This window comes from Pantoea sp. SIMBA_079 (assembly GCF_046940275.1).
In the GTDB taxonomy this organism is placed as follows: Bacteria; Pseudomonadota; Gammaproteobacteria; order Enterobacterales; family Enterobacteriaceae; genus Pantoea; species Pantoea borealis.
In genome coordinates, this window is record NZ_JAWRYR010001001.1 from 1 (window position 1) to 231 (window position 231).

Annotated in this window: 1 protein-coding gene; it reads right to left on the reverse strand. The window is 75.8% G+C overall.

What is annotated here, in order from left to right; genetic code table 11:
* Positions 1–7: 7 nt before the first annotated feature.
* Positions 8–231 (reverse strand): hypothetical protein (locus tag SB719_RS22935; RefSeq protein WP_412160155.1); only part of this gene is annotated, 224 nt, incomplete at its 5' end.

Consider the following 231-nt stretch of genomic DNA (forward strand, 5'->3'; position numbering starts at 1 on the left):
AGGCGGGTCAGTGGCCGAGGAGAGGGGAGAGGACGCGCGAGACGACGGAGGGGCGCCGGGTGACGGACTCCTCCAGGTCGGCGGACTCCATGGCCAGGAGGCCGGCGTTGGCGCCGGCGAAGCGCATCGGCTCCGGCTCCCAGTGCGGTGAGCGGTGGCCGACCCACGGGAGCGCGGTGAGCGACGTGCGGGAGCCGGTGAGCAGGTCGGCGAGCGTGCGGCCGGCGAGGT